Source organism: Rothia sp. P6271, assembly GCF_048512995.1.
Lineage (GTDB): Bacteria > Actinomycetota > Actinomycetes > Actinomycetales > Micrococcaceae > Rothia.
The window spans coordinates 289,395-309,208 of record NZ_JBLXXV010000002.1 but is presented as its reverse complement, the minus strand read 5'-3'; the positions used below and the strand labels follow the sequence as shown (position 1 = coordinate 309,208).

Genomic DNA, 19,814 nt, shown 5'->3' with positions numbered 1-19,814 from the left:
CCAACCACAAGAAAGGCTCCCCGTGGATATTAGTGGGCTGCAATGGTCTATTACCCTCATCTTTATTGTTTTGCTTCTCGCATATGACTTTATTTTTCATGTGCGTAAAGCTCATGAGCCAACTATCCGTGAAGCTGCCATTTGGTCGGCTATCTATATTGGTGTAGCGCTCCTCTTCGGTGTTTTCATCTTGATAGTTGATGGTGGCACCTACGCGGCAGAATACTATGCTGGGTACATTACGGAAAAAGCGTTGAGTGTTGATAACCTTTTCGTTTTCCTGATTATTATGGCGAGCTTTAAAGTTCCTAGAGAAGACCAGCAAAAGGTGCTACTGTTTGGCATTATTTTTGCGATGTTGGCGCGCGCAATCTTCATTTTTGCTGGTGCAGCGTTGATTAATACGTGGAGCTGGCTCTTCTACATTTTTGGTATCGTTCTTATTTACACTGCAGGGAACCTGATTAAAGATGAGATTTCTGCAGAGAACGAAGAAGATGAAGCGAATAATATTGTCATCCGTTTAGCGAAGAAGTATTTTAAAACTTCTGAACACTACGATGGCGATAAGCTTTTCACCATCGAAAACGGTAAAAAAGTGATGACTCCAATGCTGCTGGTGATGGTCGCTATCGGCGGAACAGACTTACTCTTTGCCTTGGACTCTATTCCTGCGATTTTTGGGTTGACCCAGTCGGCGTATATTGTCTTTACTGCAACGGCGTTCTCTTTGATGGGTCTGCGACAGCTGTACTTCCTGATTGATGGTTTACTTGACCGTCTCATTTACCTCTCGTGGGGTCTATCTCTGATTCTTGCCTTTATTGGTGTAAAACTGGTGATACATGCCCTTCACGAAAATACTTTGCCTTTTATCAATGATGGTGAACCTATCCATGTGGTTGAAGTATCCATTGGTGTTTCTCTCGCAGTGATCGTCGGGGTGCTCTTGGTGACGGTCTTAGCGTCTTTGTACTCGCCTAAAGGGCAAGCCCTAGCTATTATTCATAAGGTGACGGCATTGAGCGAAAGTTATCTTGCATTGCCTGAGGATGCTTCTATGAAAGAACGTGCAAAGATTAAAGATGAGCTAGAACGTTACGCTAAGAAGTCGCGTGCTATTAAACAAAAATATCGTGATGAACTCATCGATTCTGAACAAGATTATCAAGACCTTGTTCACCGTGCTCGAGGTAAACACGAGGACTACATTCAAAACTAACGCAGTATCGTTAAAGGTGTGGGTTGCAACCCACACCTTTACTCTATCTCTGAGGAAAGATAACGCAAAAGATAATTGCTTATCGGGTTGTTGGGTCAATCAACGTTTTTTGTGCTGTCTCAAGCGCTCCCGTTTGTGACGCTCTTGTGGTGTTTGCAAAAGCAGAACCAATAATGGTTACCTGAGTATTTCCCTCGTGCGCCCAGAACCCAACGGATTGTCCAGGGTCATTTCTCGTACGGTTAAAAGACTGACAGCCAATAAGTTGTGTACCTGTTGCATTGCGTTCAACATGGAATCCATGAGCCTCAGAAGTTTGCGCTTCACCTGATATGTTCTCTGCATAACCATTCGAGTCAGCGATACAGTTCATCAGCGAGTTATTCCCTAATGAAAGAACGAAGCCATGGCCACCGTTATCTTGGGCATCGCACTGGTTGAAGGAGTTTCGAGTGCCTTTAATATAGTATCCGGCACCGGCTTTAACAGACTCGTCAAAGCTCATGGAACGTTTAGAATACCAACTTTTAACCTGTGAGAACGAACAGTTAGAGGTGTACACTTCAATCGCTGCGGCATCAAGATGCTGCAAATTTGCTGACGAGAAATCAAGCATATGAAACATGTTATCTGCAGCTGTTGGTGAATTTGTATCGCCGACGGTGAGCGCTGTCCTCAAAAAACGACGTCCTCGTATCTGAGACACCGTGCAACCTTGGTCGTCTGGGCCCTTGAGCTTAATGCCCATATCTAAGTCCCAAAGAGTAATTCCCGAAATTCGGTGAGCAGCATCAGGATCTGGGGGATTATCCCCATTAAACGTGTTGTAAAGAATCCCAACTGTATTAGGGATAGCTTGACGATGTTTATAGGGGTCTTCTCCTGGTTTAATGCTGAACTGATGAAGGCCAGTACGATAAACAGGTTCTTCGGAGGGGACGGTATCTTCGCCAATCCGAAAAACACCGGCGAGCTCTTCCCAATCACCAACGGGCATAAATTGTGTGGAATCGCCAACACCCATAATAGAGACTTGGTGTTTGAGCACAATGCCAGAAGAGTCTACGGGGTATCTTCCTGGAGGGAAGAGGATACTACCTCCACCAGATTGAGCTAACTGATCGATGAGCTCATTAATACGGTGGTTGACCGGCTCTGAAGAATCGGAGGCAATACCTTGTTCATCGGCACGATAAAAGCGCGATGGTGCTTGAGCATACGCCGAAGACGACGAATGAAAAGCAGTTGCAAGGACACCAACGGCAGAAGCGCCAAGAAATTGAGCGCGAGAGACCACAAACCCTCCAAAAGGGAAAAATAGCGAGTGAATTACTGGAGTGTGGGTGCCATCTCGTGCTGGGGGTATTCTTAGCGCATATCTGCGAGAAGATTTTTGAGATGTCCCAAAATTAGTGTACCGTCTGTACCCAAACCATCGTGATGATGCGTATGTGATGTCCACACTTTTGTATTTTTAACCCACTGAGCAGTACTCATAGAATGTGCATAATCCACATAAATATCGGGAGTATATGCGGCAGCCGCTAAAGGCACCTCATTAGACGCTAACTGTTCATGAGAATATAGCGGGCCCCAATCATCTTTCTGCGCCAAGGCATCAGCCAACTCTGCTAACGGCTTCAACGCGGTATCTTGCTCAAAAAGCCACGGGAAAATATGCTCACCGGTAAAAAGAATCCTTGAAGCATCAGGGCTAAATTCTGGACGTTTCTTTGCCATACGAGCAGCAGACCAATTTGTTGGGGCAGGAGATGGCGAACCACCCTGAGCTGGACCATCAGCATAAATTGACTCATGTAAAAGAGCGTACAAAGGGCTAGACCTAAAACTCAGAACTTGTTCTGCTTCGCTCAAGAACTGTGCTGAGAGGTGGCTTGTTCCTTCAGCAAAAGCAGATTCAAGTAAATAATGTAATCCATGCACTCGGCTATTACCACCAAGATACTGCCCGAGCATTTGGAAACGAGGAACAGTCAGACGCTCTCCAGAAGGGAGATACACCTCGTTTTCTTCCACGAAGGAGGCGACACGACGAGCTAACTCTTCATCTTCGGGATACCACTGATAAAACTGTTCATTACGTTCATAAACACGGTCTAAAGTGCTCTGATACACCTGATCAATGGAAGCTCTCAACGGTGCCAGACCGGCGGTCATACGAGAATCTTTGAGAGACTCAGGAGCAAAGCTTAAATAGCTGAGGGTCAAGAATCCACCATAGCTTTGCCCCATCGTCGACCAACGCTGGTCTTTCCGACCAGCGCAAAGAAAACGACGCACCACTTCAGCATCAGCAACAATAGAATCTGCTCGAAAAAGTTCACAATAAGCAACTTGCTGTTCGATAGAGCGTCCTTGCTGAATCGTCTGAGCGGTGAACGCAGTAGAAAGACCTGTTCCACGCTGGTCTAAAAGGACGAGCCGATGAGTTTTGCTAAGCTCCTGCACCCACCCTTGATCGCTAAGCGGACGAGGACTCTTACCACCTGGGCCGCCTTGGAGATAAACCATCAGAGGACGTTCGTCGACTGAAGTTGTCAGCTCAGGAGAAACATTAATGACTTCGCGAGCAAAAATAGTCAGAGTTTGCTTAGCAAAAGGATGCTCTAACGCCGCATCCATTCCTAACGATAAGGCAAGACCGTGAGTGGCGGGAACCTCAAACCAATGATCGATGAGGTGAAAAGAACCTACCGTATGAGTTGTTCCCTGCCGATGTGAAGACGATGGTAATGAGAGAATCATAAGAACCAACCTTTAGAAAAATATAACGATGAAACATAAAACACGGTGATGAAGAGGTCATCCTCACGAATGATTAAACCCTACGTGAAGGATACGGATTACGGGTTCACCCAACTCATTTGAAGCTGCTAAGTCTACAAGAGCACTCATACTAAAATCATGATGTTCTTCAGGATCAGAGAAAATTTGGCGAACAGTCCACGTTCCCTCTGTGCGTTCTGCACTTTTATCAACCGTGAATAAATGGGGAGAACGAGCTTGAGAATCGGTGTAAAGATCCTCATATTCTTCAAAATAATCGTCCATGGCTTCTGCCCAGCGGTCTTCATCCCATCCGTGAGCGCTATCGAGTTCTCCGAGCGTCCGTTCTTGCTCCTGAGCAAAAAGTTCAACCCTGCGAAAAAGAGCGTTACGGACCATCACAGTAAAGGCACGTGGATTATCTGTGAGCTGAGGGGGAGTCTCATCAATAACGTGGTTGTGAGGCTGCACAAAATTTTCTGTCGATGAAAACGCTAAACGTTCCCACTCATCAACAAGAGAAGAATCTGTTTGTCGGATGAGCTCTCCGAGCCATTCGATGATATCTGTGAGTTCTTCGGTGAGAGCTTCTTGGGGCACTGTTTGCCGTAAAGCTTTATACGCATCAGATAGATATCTGAGAAGCACACCTTCAGAGCGTTCTAGCGAATAGAACTGAACATAGGAAGAAAAGTCCATGGCCCGCTCATACATATCACGAACAATAGACTTGGGGCTAATATCGTATTCTGTCACCCACGGCGCACCAGAACGGTACGTCTCAAAAGCCTGTGCAAGAATATCTTCTAAAGGTTTTGGATAGCTGATGTGGTCGAGTTCGTTCATCCGCTCCTGATAATCCAACCCATCAGCTTTCATCTGAGCGAGAGCCGCAGACTTCTCTTTCTTCTCTTGCATATGAAGAACCTGATGAGGGTTCTCTAATGTTGCTTCAAAAATAGACAGAACATCTAAGGCATAGCTTGTCGACGAACGATCTAATAATGATAATGACGCTAAAGCAAAAGGAGACAGTGGCTGATTCAACGCAAAATTATCGTGAAGGCTCATCACCAGACGAACAGTCCTACCGTATTCGTCTGGGACATCCAACTTTTCGACGATACCTCCTGCAAGGAGTTCTCGATAGATGCCGAGAGCTTTTTTAATGAGCTGTCGTTGTCGGGTCGGAGACTCATGATTATGGCGTAGGAAATGTCGCGCCACCATAAAAGGATTCTCATTCCGTTGAAGAATGTTAAGCACCATCGAATAGGTCATATCGAAGGAACTTGTTAACGGTTCAGGTGCAGAAGCAACAAGCTGATCGAAAGTTTTTTCTGACCAGTTAATGAAACCTTGTGGTGCTTTTTTCTTTTTACCGCGTAGGGACTGTGCCATTCGTTTAGTGTCGCCGTTAAACTTCTCCGCTGCTTTAGCTTCAAGCCGTCGGTTTTCAATCTCGTGTTCAGGGCCTTGCACCACCACCGTTCCAGCCGTGTCATAACCGGCGCGTCCAGCGCGTCCTGCAATCTGATGGAACTCACGCGATTTAAGTTTCCGAGAGCGTCTACCATCAAATTTTGATAGCGCCGTCAAAAGTACGGTACGAATAGGGACGTTAATACCAACACCAAGAGTGTCCGTGCCACAGATTACTTTGAGAAGACCTTCTTGCGCTAATTGCTCAACAAGGCGACGGTATTTCGGCAACATTCCAGCATGGTGGATACCGACACCATTCTTGACTAAGCGTTGAAGTACTTTTCCAAACCCCGGAGAGAACCTAAAAGAATGGAGCCGCTCATTAATACGTTTTTTCTCATCGGCAGTAGCCACAGCAACGTTGAGTAGCCCCTGAGCTGTCTCTGCTGCTTGAATCTGCGAGAAATGCACAATATATACGGGAGCTTGATGCGTATTAATAAGCTCTTGTACCGTCTCTTGCAAAGGCTCCATCGAATAATAAAAATGCAGTGGAATTGGTCGCTCATTGCTAGTTACTAACGCAACATCACGGCCAGTACGCTCTTTAAGCTCTTTTTCAAAACGTGTAGTATCACCTAACGTTGCACTCATCAAAAGGAACTGAGCTTGTGGAGCATCAAGTAGCGGAACTTGCCAAGCCCAGCCTCGTTGAGGGTCCGAATAAAAATGGAACTCGTCCATAATGACTTGCGAGAATTGTGCTTGTGAACCTTCACGTAAAACAATATTGGCAAGAATCTCAGCGGTGCAACAGATAATTGGAGCTTCAGCATTAATAGAAGAATCTCCGGTAACCATACCGACGTTTTCTGCCCCAAAAATATCGATGAGATCAAAGAACTTTTCAGATACAAGAGCTTTCAACGGCGCTGTGTAATATGACCGATACCCTGTTGCTAATGCCGTGAAATGCGCAGCAACAGCGACCGTTGATTTGCCGGAGCCTGTGGGGGTTGCCAAAATAACATGAGAACCTTGAGCGAACTCTAAAATGGCTTCATCTTGCGCGGGGTAAAGTTCCATGCCACGGGAACTAATCCACTGACAGAACGCATCATATATTTCGTCAGGCGATAGAGGATTTGAACGAAAATCCGCACTTGCATAATTTTCTGGATGTTGTGCTAGCTGAGGGCTGAGATACTCAAGAATTTTTTTCATGGTTTTCCTAGTCTATACCGCAACAACACCAAAAAATATATCAATCATAGTCGAGAGCTTAACAGCAGAAAGATAAGACTCCTCACCGTCGCGTAGGAGGGAAATACTTCATCATGTTACAAAAGGAAAAGAACAATAACTTTCTTCTTTTGGCATAGAGCACCTTATGATAGTTCTACTTCATATGTACGTGAATCATCGGTCCTTCTTTTTTGAGAAAGTTGATAACCTCTAGTGGCATCTTCTGAGCAGCAACAGAACCGTCCGTCGACGCAGGTGTCGTTTCGTCTTCGTCCTCCGGAGGTTCGCTACAACTCATTTCGCTGGTATTTACCTTTCGTCAGTGAAACACTTGCTGGGATAGCAACAATTTTTCTTCCAGCCTTTATCGGGAATATCATCAGCGCCCACGCTCAAGGGGACAGCTCATGGGCTTGGAAACTCACCACCGGTTTGAGCATCCTAATCGTACTCTTGATCGCCAACGAATATATTGGTTGGGGCACGGCCTTTAGAAATATTGCGGCCTTAGACCGAGACTGGAAACGGTACGCTTGCTCCTATATTCCTCACCTTAAAAACACTTCAGACCCAGGGAATATTATTACGGTCGTCAACAAAGACACCAAAACGGTTGCCTACCTTTATCAGCCTCTTATGACGGCGATGAGCGGACTAAGCATCATCGTATTAGGTGCCGTTCAATTGTGGCTCATTAACCCTCTTATCGCGGTGGTCTCTTGCGCTGGTGTGCTGCTAACACTCGTCACTATTACCGTTATCTCTCGTTTTCTTGAAAAACGTGCCGCCTATGCTCGTGAAAAAGTTGGTGTGAACACCTCCTACGCTTCTGATATTTCAAGTGCGCTAAGAACTATTGTCGGACTTGGGGTACAGCAAACAATGATGAGCCGATACCGTCAAACCGCTGTAGAAGTCCGTCATTCGCAGCTTTCCTATCAACGTTTGCAAAGTTGGAGTGCTTTTAGCCGAGTCTTCCTGATTGGCATGACGACCATGGTGGCTGTTGCTCTGGCACTTCGTGGAGAAATTATCGATGCACACTGGGTAACCACTATTCCTGCTGAACAGTTAGTGACCGTCACCGGAATCATCTCGATGATGGTTTCACCTGTATGGTCAATGGAATTTTTCTTGTACATGTGGCGTCAAGCTCGCGTCTCACTTTCCCGCATCGAAGAACTTAAAGAACGCACTCAAAAAACATTTCACCATAATGGGGATAAGCCTGCGACCCAAAACTATGAGAGTAACCTATCTTCAGGAAGAGTTCATTACCTCAACCCGAAAAAATATCAGCTCAGTGCCGAACACCTTGCTGACGTTCTCACTCAAGAACTGCAACAACGCTACGGGGCGCATAACGTTCTTCTCTCTCGCTCTCAACCGATGATTTTTGCAGGAACGCTAGAAGAACATCTGCAATTGGGGCAAACAGAAGAAATGACTCAAGAACGTATGAGCCAGCTCCTCGAACTCAGCGATGCTCAAGAAATTGTTCATCGGCTAGACCCACAACGAACCGGAGATTATGCTCAATGTCTGATTAACTCTGAAGGCACTAATCTTTCAGGAGGACAACGTCAACGACTAGGGTTAGCTCGCGCTTTGGCACAGAATAAAACACATCTGGTTCTTTGCGAACCCATTAACTCCGTGGACGAGCCGAGCCAACGTTTCATCCTCGACCGGTTAGAAGAAGAATGTTGTGAAGATGGCCTTCTGGAACATCTTCACGGCGTTTATATTGTCAGTACTACTGTTGAAACAGAAAAACGTAGAATCCTTCAAGAAAGCATGATCGATGGCTAAACTTCTTCCCATTGCTCCGGCACAAACAACATGGAAAATCGTTGCTCGATCAATTTTTGCGACACCTCAACGCGTATCCTGGATTTTTATACTGTTTACTCTTTCCTCGCTAGCTACTCTCATAACACCTTGGTATATCGGAAAACTGGTTGATGCCGTACTTAATCAGGAACTGCGCACCTACCCCTGGCAATCTTTGGCATATATCGCTATCTCTGTTGTGATATCAGCATGGTTGACGCGTCAATGGCTCTATCAAAGTCAAATTATTGGTACACGAGTTCACCAAGATTTAGGTGTCCAACTGGTTGAATCGTCGATGAGCCTCGACGCTCAAACTATTGAAGACGCCGGAAGCGGAGACCTCGTATCCCGTATCACCAACGATTTAGAAGCTATTCGAGATATCATTACCAGCGGTATTCCAGAACTCACCGCCACCATTATTCGTATCTTTATTTTTTGTGGCTCTATTCTTGTGTTATCTGTGCCGTTAGGTATGGTGACCATCCCGATGCTATGCTTTCTCGCAATAAGTTTGAGGTTTTTTCTGCCCAAAATTGCTCAGGGAATGCTGAACATTGCCGGACGATCTTCAGAACTGACTACCGTCATGACAGAAAACGTTCGAGGTGCACAGACTATCCGCTCTTTAGGTGTAAGCCAACATCGTCAAACAATACTTGACCAGCGTATTGACGCTTTTTATGACGACACCTACCGTCTTGTGCAAGTGCGTGCCACGTTCTGGGCGGTAAACGCCTTCAACAACTATCTTCCGCTATTGCTCACCATGCTGTGGGGATACTATTGTGTGCAGCAGGGTTGGGCTACTTGGGGTGAAGTATCTACCGCCGCAATTTTGATGTTCTCTTTACGAATCAACGTCGAAATCATGACTTTTTGGATTACCAGAATGCGTGAAATGACCGTAAGTATGGGGCGTATTTGCGGGGTGATTGACCTATGCTCACAACAGCAACATCGTCGCCAACAGAATCACCAAAAATACTCTGAAACAGTACCTCACACAGCTACGGTACATATTGAACAGATGAGCTATGGTTACACTCCTGATAACCATGTGATTCACCATATTGACCTAGACATCCCTGAAAGACAGTCTTTAGCTCTCATTGGACGTTCTGGTTCTGGTAAAACAACTCTCGCACGGCTAATCGCTGGGTCGTTGACAGCATCTTCCGGGCAGATTGCTGTTCTGGGCGAACGAGTAGGCGACGGGCGATACCCCACCACACCGGCCGCAGACGGTCGCCCCCGACTACTAATTTGCACCCAAGAAGCTCACCTGTTCCTTGGAACTATTGCAGAAAACCTTAATATGGTCTGTACTCAAGCGTCAGAGGCTGAAATGTATCACGCCCTTGAAGCTGTTGGTGCCTCATGGATTCACCACTTCAATGACGGATTACACACCCGAGTTGGGGGAGAGCACTCCGCCGACAACGCGGTAACCCTCAGCGAACAGCAGATACAGCATATTGCTTTAGCTCGTATCGTTTTAGCTAATCCACATGCTGTGATTTTGGACGAATCAACAACTGCCTTAGAGCTAGAACAAGCACGTCAGAGCCTGAACGCTATCTTTAAAGACCGAACGGTTATCATTATTAGCCACGATGCACGTATTACGAGCCTTGCCCAACGGGCAGTGCTTTTAGAAAACGGCAGTATCGCCGACATAGGTGAGACCGAAGAGATTTTGCGTCAAGCTTGAACGGTACAACGCCAAAAAGTTCTTCACGAACCATAGTGTTTTAGGTCATGTTCAACATAAGATAGGAGACGAGAAAAACTCTCAACAGAGAAGGAACACCTCATGGCACAACCATTTCCTAGCGACCTAGAAATCGCACAGCAAGCAACCCTCAAACCAATTAACGAGATTGCTCAACAAGCAGGCATCAACGAAGACCGCCTCGAAAATTATGGAAAGTACGTAGCAAAAGTTCTTCTAGACGAAACAACTAATGCGCACACCGCACAAGCCCGCAATTCCAAATATATTGTTGTTACTGCCGTAACACCGACCCCACTTGGTGAAGGGAAAACCGCAACCTCTGTCTCACTAGCTCAAGGAATGGGACAGATTGGTAAGAGTGCAATGCTCACCCTACGACAGCCCTCCATGGGACCTACGTTCGGTATCAAAGGAGGCGCAGCCGGTGGCGGATACTCTCAGATTGTCCCCATGGAAAAGCTAAACCTTCACCTCACCGGAGATTTCCATGCGGTAACAGCCGCACATAACATGCTCGCAGCCATGATTGATAACCACCTGCATCACGGCAATGAGCTAGGCATCGACTCCCGAAGTATCTCATGGCGTCGAGTTCTTGACATCAACGACCGCTCCTTACGCAACGTCGTCATCGGGCTTGGCGAGAGAATGGACGGAGTCCCTCGAGAAACCGGCTTCGATATTACTTCCGCCAGCGAAATCATGGTGATTCTTTCTCTCGCAAAATCTCAGCAGGACCTCCAAGAACGCCTTGGCCGTATCGTCATCGGATACACTCATGAAGGTGAGCCCGTTACCGCCAAAGACCTCAAAGCAGACGGTGCGCTCGCCGTTATTCTTTCTGACGCGATACACCCCAACCTCATGCAAACCCTTGAACATACTCCCGCACTGATTCACGCAGGCCCCTTTGGTAATATCGCCACAGGAAACTCCTCAATCCTTGCCGACTATGTTGGGCTTGAACACGCGGATTACGTGATTACAGAAGCTGGCTTCGGTGCAGATATGGGAGCAGAACGCTTCTTCAACGTCAAATGCCGTGTATCAGGTCTTAAACCTGATGCAGCAGTTCTTGTTGTGACTGTACGTTCACTCAAATCTCATTCTGGACGATACACCATCACACCGGGCAAACCTCTTCCACCAGAGCTTCTGGAAGAGAACCCACACGATGTAGAAGCTGGCGCAGCAAACCTCAAAAAACATTTAGATATCGTTCGCAGCTTCGGAGTACAACCTGTCGTTGCCATCAACGCTTTCCCTAGTGATTACCCTTCAGAGCATGAGGTGATTGCGCGTATCGCCGAAGAATCAGGTGCCCGTGTTGCTATCCATCGTGGCGTTGCTGAAGGTGGACGAGGGACTGTAGAACTTGCAGAAGCAGTCGTTCAAGCATGTGAAGAATCGCATGAGCTCACCTACACCTACAATGACAACGACTCCCTCGCTGAAAAGATTCAAAAAGTTGCTGTCAACGTATATGGCGCAGACGATATTGAGCTGAGTGCATCTGCTCGAAAACAATTACGTCGTTTTGAAGAGCTTGGTTACGGGAAACTTCCGGTTGTTATCGCCAAAACACACCTTTCAATATCTTCTGACCCCAAACTCAAAGGCGCACCTACAGGTTGGACTATGCCCGTACGCGAAGTGCGTCTGGCAGCGGGGGCCGGATACGTTTACGCCATTTGTGGCACCATGCGCACCATGCCCGGGCTAGCTAAATCTCCAGCAGCTGAGCGCATCGGTTTTGACGCAGAAGGAAAAATTACTGGACTGTTCTAAACCAACAGTCTGTACTCCTATCGCGACATATAGCTGGTGGTGGAGAACCTCTTGCAAGGTTCTCCACCACCAGCTATATGTACAACATAGTGTGTTTGACTACCAGCCGCGCTCTTTCCACTGCTCTAGAGACGGACGCTCCTGACCTAACGTCGTGCCCTTCCCATGACCTGGAAGAACCACCGTGTCATCCGGAAAAACATCAAATAATTTTGTGGTGACATCATGGAAGAGAGAACAAAAATCTTCTGGAGAATCTGTTTTACCGACTCCACCAGGGAAGAGAGAATCGCCAGAGAAAATAACTGTCGGAAGGCCCTCAGCCGTGAGAACACATGCAATAGAACCAGGGGTATGACCTACTAAAGAAATGGTTTCTAAACGATACGAAGAATACTCAAAACGCTCTTGACCATGAAGCTCGTGATGTACCCGATAATTTTCTTGGGACTCAATAGCCTGAATATCTGCTGCCCCAGCATACGTTTTTGCACCAGAGCTCTCAGCAACAGCTTCTAAAGCGCGGATATGATCCCAATGCCCGTGGGTTGTAAAAATAGTCGTAATCCTTGCCGAACCGCCACCATCTAAAACATCATGGCATGCAACGTCACGGGCAAAAGAACATAGACGTTCAGCATCTGCTGCAGCATCAATCATGACCTGCTCACCACTACGAATATCGGTGAGTAGATAAACATTATTTTCCATCTGCGAGACGGACAACGAACGAATCGTTATATCATCAGTCGAAAAAAGAAGAGTACCGAGAGAATCTGTCATGGTATGTAGTCTACTTGGAAAACTTGCTCTACCAGAAGCTCTATGACAGACCAAGACACTAACCGCTCCAAACTAAAACCCCAGCATCCTAGACGAAAAAGAATCCCCATGAGTGAAGTTATATGCGTCAAACTTTTGCACCTCTTGCAACGTAGAGTAGTCAAAGCACCAGAAAACACTTAGAATATATCTTCGAATACATAGATAGTTTTAAGACTGAGGAACACCATGGCAGAGACAACTGCACATCAACAAAACCAAGAACATATCCACGTTCAAGGTGCACGAGAAAACAACCTCAAAAATGTAGACCTCGTTATACCAAGAAACTCCATGGTCGTTTTCACCGGACTCTCCGGCTCCGGAAAATCTTCACTAGCGTTCGATACCATCTTCGCTGAAGGACAACGCCGCTACGTAGAATCCCTCTCAGCCTATGCACGAATGTTCCTCGGACAAGTAGATAAACCTGACGTAGATTTTATTGAGGGCCTCTCGCCAGCAGTTTCCATCGACCAGAAATCTACCTCAAAAAACCCTCGCTCTACCGTCGGAACTATCACCGAAATCTACGACTATATGCGCCTTCTCTGGGCACGTATCGGACACCCGCATTGCCCCGAATGTGGAGAAGAAATCTCACAACAGAGCCCTCAACAAATCGTCGATCAGCTCATGGCACTACCCGAGAAAACCCGTTTTCAAGTGCTATCTCCCGTCGTCTCAGCACGTAAAGGAGAATTCGTCGACCTCTTCCTAGAACTCTCTGCACAAGGGTTTTCTCGCGCTCGCGTCGACGGAGAGAACATTCAACTTTCTGACCCACCAAAACTCGCTAAACAATATAAACACACTATTGAGGTTGTCGTAGATCGTCTCGTCATTAAAGACAGCATCCAACAACGTCTCACAGACTCCATCGAAACCGCTCTTAAACTGAGCGAAGGAAACGTGCTCATTGACTTTGTCGATGAAGATGAAAACTCACCGACACGTACACGACGTTTTAGCGAACATTTAGCATGCCCTCAAAATCATCCTGTGCAAATGGAAGAAATTGAACCGCGTGTGTTCTCCTTCAACTCCCCATTTGGCGCGTGTTCTGCTTGTGACGGTATTGGGTTTACTCTCGAAGTCGATGAAGACCTGATTATCCCTAATCCTCAAGCAACGATTCGTGAAGGTGCAATTGCTCCGTGGTCACAAGGTAAAGCAACCTCCGAATACTGGATACGTTTGCTAGAAGGCCTTGCACAGGAACTTGACTTCAGCCTTGATACTCCATGGAATAAACTTCCCGCAAAGATTCGTCAGAGCATTCTTAACGGTAAAGATTATAAGGTTACTGTCTCGTATCGAAATCGGTTTGGACGTGAACGACGCTATACCTCTGGTTTTGAAGGCGTCTACGCATACATTAAACGTAAACACGAAGAAACCGAATCTGAATGGTCTAAAGACCGTTACGAACAATATATGCGTAACGTTGCGTGCTCTACCTGTGGGGGAGCACGTCTCAACCACACGATACTGGCGGTCACTGTAGGCGGAGCTTCCATCGCCGATATTACGGAGATGCCGCTACGAGAGGCTCTTGAGTTCATGCGTTCACTTTCTTTGAGCGAACGTGAAGCGCACATCGCCGACCTCGTACTCAAAGAGATTGACGCGCGTTTGCAGTTCTTACTTGATGTGGGACTAGACTATCTGACATTAGGGCGTGCTGCGTCTACGCTCTCAGGCGGTGAAGCACAGCGTATTCGTCTGGCCACTCAAATAGGCTCTGGCCTTGTTGGTGTTCTTTATGTGTTAGATGAGCCTTCTATTGGGCTTCACCAAAGAGATAATCGACGTTTAATTGAGACGTTAACAAAATTGCGGGACATGGGAAACACTCTCATCGTGGTAGAACATGATGAAGACACCATGAAAGAAGCGGACTGGATTGTGGATGTTGGTCCTGGTGCTGGTGAACATGGTGGGCGAGTCGTTCATTCTGGAACCTATGAGGAGCTGCTCAACAATACAAAATCGCTGACTGGCGACTATATGGCAAAGCGTCGTGTCATTGATATTCCCAAGGATCGTCGTGCCATTGATAAAAAACGTATGCTCAAGGTATGCGGAGCACGCGAAAACAACCTAAAAAATATTGATGTTTCGTTCCCTCTCGGTGTTTTAACCGCGGTGACGGGTGTTTCTGGTTCAGGTAAATCCACCTTGGTCAATGACATTCTTTACACGGCATTAGCTCAGAAACTTAACGGAGCTAAGCAAGTGCCTGGACGTCATACAAAAATTGTTGGTTCTGAACATCTCGATAAGATTATTCACGTGGATCAGTCTCCCATTGGTCGTACGCCTCGTTCTAACCCTGCAACATATACTGGGGTTTTTGACCATATTCGTAAACTTTTTGCTGAGACTCAAGAAGCAAAAATGCGTGGTTATCTGCCGGGGCGTTTTTCGTTTAACGTCAAGGGTGGACGATGCGAGGACTGTTCTGGCGATGGAACTCTTAAAATTGAGATGAACTTCTTGCCAGATGTGTATGTTCCGTGCGAAACCTGCCACGGCAAACGATATAATCGCGAGACCTTAGCGGTCTTGTACAAAGGTAAGAGTATCGCTGACGTTCTTGAAATGCCAGTTGAAGAGGCTGCTGAATTCTTTGCCGCTTTTTCTCCCATTGCCCGCCATCTGAATACTTTGGTTGATGTGGGCTTAGGCTATATTCGGTTAGGGCAGCCTGCTACAACATTGTCGGGTGGAGAAGCTCAGCGTGTTAAACTCGCATCTGAATTGCAGAAACGTTCTAATGGGCGTTCTATCTATGTTCTTGATGAGCCAACAACGGGTCTGCACTTTGAAGACATCCGAAAGCTACTACATGTACTTCAGGGGCTTGTTGATAAAGGAAACTCTGTCATCACTATTGAGCATAATCTTGACGTTATTAAATCTGCTGACTGGGTGATTGATATGGGCCCTGAAGGTGGTAGCGGTGGCGGAACTGTGATTGCAGAAGGTACTCCCGAAAAAATTAGTACGGTTGAGGGTTCTCATACCGGCGCTTTCTTAGCAGAATTGTTGAACTGACCTTCTCGGGTGTGTTACCAAAATATCTGAGATTGATTTTCAATGGTCATGCTACGTTATGTACGCATAAGGTGAGCTTACGGTTGCTATGATTCTTCTAACTGACTATGGAAAATATGATGTCTTGGGATGTTGATAACAAATCTCTAAACATCGTGGAGGGAAGCTGATGCGACTATATCAGAACACTCAAAAGACCATTACTTTTCTTTTAAGAACTGTATTTCGCGCACGGGTGACAGGATTAGAGAACTTTCCTGAGCGTGGGCCTGTGATTGTGGCTTCTAACCATTTAGCTTTTTTGGACTCCGTGATTATTTCAGCTCTCATGCCTCGGAGAGTGGCGTTTCTGGCAAAATCAGAATACGTTAACACTCCGGGGATACGCGGGAAAATCATGAAGAAGCTATTTGAAGTCATTGATATTATTCCGGTGAATCGTTCTGATCGTTCAGAATCGATGAAAGCCTTAGAGCGCGCCTTAGAGGTATTAGAAGAAGATCGCGTATTTGGTATTTATCCGGAAGGTACACGTTCTTTAGACGGACGTTTATATCGTGGAAAAATTGGTGTGGCATGGTTAGCGCATATGACAGGTGCTCCGGTTATCCCTATTGGTCTAATTGGTACTGATCGCCTTCAGAAACAGGGCTCGATGATGGTTTATCCTCGACGTTTTACTGTGCGTGTGGGAAAACCGTTATATTTTCCTCGCACTGGTGAAAAAATGAGTGGGAAGATGCGTCGAGAAACAACCGATAAAATCATGGATGAAATTGCTCAGCTTTCGGGACAAGCTCGAGAAAATGTTTATAACGTTTCGCCTTCAGCGTCTCGCGATGGAGGAAAAGTTTAAGGCTATCGTAGAGAAAGGTTACGTGTGGCAGATCCAGCAAGTTATCGTCCTGCATCGGGGCAGATACCTACCTCGCCGGGGGTTTATCGTTTTCGTGATGAACATGGCAGAGTAATCTATGTTGGAAAGGCTAAAAACCTTCGCAATCGCCTGAACTCGTATTTTCAGCAGGTCTCAGCGTTAAGCCCTAAAACTTATGCGATGGTGCATGCTGCTGCTTCGGTGGAGTGGACTGTTGTTAAGAATGAGATTGATTCACTTCAATTAGAGTACACCTGGATTAAAGAATATAAGCCACGATATAACATCGTTTTTCGTGACGATAAAACATACCCGTATCTTGCGATTACGATGAAAGATGCTTTCCCTCGTGTGCAGATTATGCGCGGAGAGAAGAAGAAAGGTGTCCGATATTTCGGTCCGTATACACAGGTTTGGGCTATCCGAGAGACCTTGGAGACTCTACTAAAAGTATTTCCATTGCGTACCTGTTCTGCTGGTGTGTTTCGTCGTGCTCAAAAAACAGGACGTTCGTGTCTTCTGGGATATATCAACAAGTGCTCAGCGCCGTGTATTGGTCGTATCTCTGAAGAGGAGCACTATGAATTAGCGCAGCAGCTATGCCGTTTTATGAGTGGTGGTTCTGAGAAGTTTATAGCTGAGCTAAAACAGCAGATGAAGGCGGCTGCCGCTGAACTAGATTTTGAGAAAGCTGCTGGTTTGCGTGATGACCTTCTAGCATTAGAGAAGGTTTTTGAACGGAATACGGTTGTTCTTGCTGATAGTACTCACGCCGATTTTTTTGCTTATGCAGGTGATGAGTTAGAGATTGCGATTCAAGTATTTTTTGTTCGTGCGGGCAAGATCCGTGCTCAGCGCGGGTGGATTGTTGAACGCTCTGGTGAAGAAGAGGACGCTGCCTTAATAGAGAAGCTCTTGATGCAAGTCTATGGAGAATATGTGTTGGGGGAATCAGGAGAGCATGATGACCAAGAACGAAATGAGTTTGAGATTCCTCCTCATATTGTTGTTCCGGTTCTTCCTGAGAATCAGAGCCGTTTAGAGCAATGGCTTTCTCAATGTCGTGGTTCATCGGTGCGGATTACGAGCTCTCCGCGTGCAGAGCGCCGTGAGCTGTTAGAGACCGTTGAAGAAAACGCACAACAGTCTTTAGCTGTTCATAAGTTACGTCGTGCTGGAGATTTGACGACTCGTTCAGCGTCTTTGGTGGAGCTTCAAGAAGCTTTGGAATTGGACGTTCCTTTATTGCGTATCGAATGCTATGACATTTCTCATATACAAGGTGCTCATGCGGTGGCGTCAATGGTGGTCTTTGAAGATGGATTACCTCAAAAGAACCAATACCGTAAATTCACAATTTCTGAACAGAATGCTGGTGATGACGTTGCCAGCATGTATGAAGTCATTACGCGACGTTTTAAAAGATATCTACACGAAAAGTCTGAAGGAGTAAGAAGTTTCTCTTCACCTGACGGTGCGAGCGCAGAGCAATCGGCCCCGAAATTTTCTTATCCTCCTAACTTGTTGTTAGTGGATGGTGCGAGCGCTCAGGTGGCTGCAGCTGAACGTGCCCTAGCAGATTTGAATATTGAGGGTGTATATGTTGCGGGTATTGCTAAAAGACTAGAAGAAATATGGGTTTTAGATGATGAGTTTCCGATTATTTTGCCTCGTTCGTCGCAGGCTCTTTTCTTGATTCAGCGTATTCGTGATGAGGCTCATCGTTTTGCAATTACTTTTCATCGTTCTCGCCGTGCCAAGGCGATGGTGGCTTCTGTACTATCAGGTATTGATGGTCTGGGGGAGAAGAAGCGTCAGGCATTATTGGATTATTTTGGGTCTTTAGCAGAAGTCAAAAAAGCTTCGTTGCAGGAGCTTCAACAGGTGCCAGGTGTTGGTCCTGCTTTGGCTCAAAAAATTATGGAGTATTTTATGGTTGAGGCTGGGGAGTCTGATGTTGATACGAGGGGTGTTGATATGTCTACGGGAGAACTTTTAGATAGCTAAGTTTTAGTTTCATCATGTACGGTAGTAGCTAGGAGTAGCATCAGTGTAAACTAATACATATTTTAGTTTTGGAGATGTTCTCAGAGCTGACGAAAGAGACAAAGCTATGGTTGATACTCATAACCTCGAAGTAGTGAGGGAAAAACGTCCTGAGATTCTCGTCGTAACGGGTATTTCTGGGGCTGGACGAAGCACCGCTGCCAATGTCCTCGAAGATGAGGGTTGGTATGTTGTTGATAATATCCCACCGCAGATGTTGCAGGCTCTAGCTGATTTGGTGATGCGTGCCCCTGATGCGATGCCGCGTCTTGCTATTGGTATTGATGTGCGGGCACGTGCGTTGTTTAATGATTTGCCGAGTGCTATTGATACCTTGCGTAAGTCTAATGTGAACTTCCGGATGTTGTTCCTTGACGCTAAAGATGAGGATATTATCGCTCGATATGAGTCTCAGCGTCGTCCTCATCCGTTACAGGGTGAAGGGCGTGTTGTTGATGGTATTGCTCGTGAGCGTAAGATTTTTGAGGCGTTGAAAGAAGCCGCTGATTCTGTGATTGATACTTCTGGAAAGAACGTGCATGAGCTCGCTCATGTGATTCGTTCGATGTATTCTTCGAGCAAACCTGGTGTTTTGAATCTGACGGTTATGAGCTTTGGATTCAAATATGGTGCTCCGACTGATGCGAACTATATGGCAGATATGCGTTTTATTCCGAATCCTCATTGGGTTCCGGAATTGCGCCCTTACACTGGTGAGGATGCTCCAGTTCGTGACTATGTGATGGAGAACCCTGGAACGATAGAGTTTCTTGAGAACTATATGAAGACTCTGAAACCTGTTCTGAAGGGGTATCGTCAAGAGGGTAAGCATTACGCCACGATTGCTATTGGTTGTACCGGTGGTAAGCATCGTTCTGTTGCTGTTTCTACAGAGATTGCTCGTCGTCTCCGTGAATTGCCTGATGTGAATGTGAATCTGCAACATCGAGATATGGGGCGAGAATAAC

General features: G+C 46.3%; 12 protein-coding genes. 8 read left to right on the top strand and 4 right to left on the bottom strand.

The genetic code is table 11. The features are described 5' to 3' along the window. Positions 1 to 22: 22 nt before the first annotated feature. Positions 23 to 1,222: a TerC family protein gene (locus ACN08X_RS03740; protein WP_419101784.1), complete on the top strand. Its 1,200-nt coding sequence runs from the start codon at positions 23 to 25 to the stop codon at positions 1,220 to 1,222. Between the two features lie 79 nt (positions 1,223 to 1,301). On the opposite strand, the gene ACN08X_RS03735 is transcribed toward ACN08X_RS03740, so the two are convergent. From ACN08X_RS03735 to ACN08X_RS03725, 3 genes are all read right to left on the bottom strand, one after another. Then, positions 1,302 to 2,519, bottom strand: a complete 1,218-nt coding sequence (locus ACN08X_RS03735) for a hypothetical protein (RefSeq protein ID WP_419107922.1) — start codon at positions 2,517 to 2,519, stop codon at positions 1,302 to 1,304. Between the two features lie 71 nt (positions 2,520 to 2,590). Continuing rightward, positions 2,591 to 3,988 (bottom strand): alpha/beta fold hydrolase, encoded by a 1,398-nt coding sequence (locus ACN08X_RS03730; RefSeq protein WP_419107921.1) that lies wholly within the window; start codon positions 3,986 to 3,988, stop codon positions 2,591 to 2,593. Positions 3,989 to 4,051: 63 nt separating this feature from the next. Continuing rightward, positions 4,052 to 6,658 carry a DEAD/DEAH box helicase gene (locus tag ACN08X_RS03725; protein ID WP_419107920.1) on the bottom strand — a complete coding sequence of 869 codons (2,607 nt, stop codon included), beginning with the start codon at positions 6,656 to 6,658 and terminating at the stop codon, positions 4,052 to 4,054. Between the two features lie 234 nt (positions 6,659 to 6,892). On the opposite strand from ACN08X_RS03725, the gene ACN08X_RS03720 reads away from it, so the two are divergent. From ACN08X_RS03720 to ACN08X_RS03710, 3 genes are all read left to right on the top strand, one after another. After that, on the top strand, positions 6,893 to 8,491 hold the full coding sequence (locus ACN08X_RS03720) for an ABC transporter transmembrane domain-containing protein (protein ID WP_419107919.1): 1,599 nt from the start codon (positions 6,893 to 6,895) through the stop codon (positions 8,489 to 8,491). Then, complete coding sequence (locus ACN08X_RS03715; protein WP_419107918.1) at positions 8,484 to 10,229, top strand: ABC transporter ATP-binding protein; 1,746 nt, start codon at positions 8,484 to 8,486, stop codon at positions 10,227 to 10,229. Before ACN08X_RS03720 ends, ACN08X_RS03715 begins: the two co-directional genes overlap by 8 nt. A 102-nt stretch (positions 10,230 to 10,331) precedes the next feature. Continuing rightward, the gene (locus ACN08X_RS03710) at positions 10,332 to 12,041 is read left to right on the top strand and encodes a formate--tetrahydrofolate ligase (RefSeq protein ID WP_419106074.1); all 1,710 of its coding nucleotides are present in this window, start codon (positions 10,332 to 10,334) and stop codon (positions 12,039 to 12,041) included. Between the two features lie 99 nt (positions 12,042 to 12,140). Here the strand turns inward: ACN08X_RS03710 and ACN08X_RS03705 are convergent, their stop codons facing one another. Next, positions 12,141 to 12,824 (bottom strand): MBL fold metallo-hydrolase, encoded by a 684-nt coding sequence (locus ACN08X_RS03705; protein WP_419101777.1) that lies wholly within the window; start codon positions 12,822 to 12,824, stop codon positions 12,141 to 12,143. A gap of 228 nt (positions 12,825 to 13,052) precedes the next feature. Here ACN08X_RS03705 and uvrA point away from each other — a divergent pair, with 228 nt between their 5' ends. The 4 genes from uvrA to rapZ all read left to right on the top strand — a co-directional run bounded on the left by uvrA (position 13,053) and on the right by rapZ (position 19,813). Continuing rightward, positions 13,053 to 15,923, top strand: coding sequence for an excinuclease ABC subunit UvrA (uvrA, locus tag ACN08X_RS03700; RefSeq protein ID WP_419107917.1), 2,871 nt, complete (start codon positions 13,053 to 13,055; stop codon positions 15,921 to 15,923). Between the two features lie 169 nt (positions 15,924 to 16,092). Continuing rightward, complete coding sequence (locus ACN08X_RS03695) at positions 16,093 to 16,779, top strand: lysophospholipid acyltransferase family protein (RefSeq protein WP_419106072.1); 687 nt, start codon at positions 16,093 to 16,095, stop codon at positions 16,777 to 16,779. 24 nt (positions 16,780 to 16,803) lie between these two features. Beyond that, on the top strand, positions 16,804 to 18,807 hold the full coding sequence (gene uvrC, locus ACN08X_RS03690; protein WP_419107916.1) for an excinuclease ABC subunit UvrC: 2,004 nt from the start codon (positions 16,804 to 16,806) through the stop codon (positions 18,805 to 18,807). 106 nt (positions 18,808 to 18,913) lie between these two features. Beyond that, positions 18,914 to 19,813, top strand: a complete 900-nt coding sequence (gene rapZ, locus ACN08X_RS03685; RefSeq protein WP_419101773.1) for an RNase adapter RapZ — start codon at positions 18,914 to 18,916, stop codon at positions 19,811 to 19,813. Position 19,814: the final 1 nt, after the last annotated feature.